General features: G+C 74.3%; 1 protein-coding gene. It reads left to right on the top strand.

The window, feature by feature from the left end; translation table 11 throughout:
• Positions 1-28: 28 nt before the first annotated feature.
• The coding region (locus tag K6I33_RS35505; RefSeq protein WP_229358900.1) for a TnsA-like heteromeric transposase endonuclease subunit at positions 29-651 on the top strand (623 nt) is incomplete at its 3' end.

Raw genomic sequence — 651 nt, 5'->3', positions numbered from 1 at the left:
GTGGTGGCGGGTGGTGGGGCGGGATGCGGTGATCTTCCCAGAGGTGGTGGCGGTCGCGGATGCTCTGCTGGATCCCGTCATGGCGCAGTTGGTGTGGGCGGACGGCGGCGGTGAGCGTCTGCGGCCACTGCCCGCGGACGGGGAGTTCTGCCGTCGGCTCGGCGAGCGGCTGGGGAGGAACGGCACCGGCATGCTGGCCGATTGCCCCAGCCACGCCGAGGCCGGTGGTGAACGGGCCATGAAGGCCGCGGCGGCGGTGGCGGAAGCGTGTTGGCAGGTGGGGTTCGTCTACCGGCGTCTTGAGCGGCTGGACGAGGTGGTCGAGGCCAACGTGAAGTGGCTGGCCGGCTACCGGCACCCCCGTAACCAGGGCCGTAAGGGGCTGGCGGCGGTGCGGGAGGCGTTCGCACAGCCGCGGCCGCTGATGGAGGGCGTCGAGGCGATCGGCGACCCGATCGAGGTCCTGCCCGCCGTGTTCCACGCTCTGTGGCGCGGACGGCTGACGGCGCCGCTGGATGTGCCTCTGCACGAGCGCGCCCTGGTTCACGTGGCCGGGCCCGGGGCGGAGGGCTGCGCTGCGCGGCGAGCGGAGGCCGGGGCCGGCAGGGGGATCGGCGATGACACGGCGCGCGGCGCAGCCCTCCGCCCCTG

It is taken from the genome of Streptomyces sp. UNOB3_S3 (assembly GCF_020740895.1).
Lineage (GTDB): Bacteria > Actinomycetota > Actinomycetes > Streptomycetales > Streptomycetaceae > Streptomyces.
The sequence above is the reverse complement of the archived record's forward strand: the minus strand, read 5'-3'. Positions and strand labels throughout refer to the sequence as shown.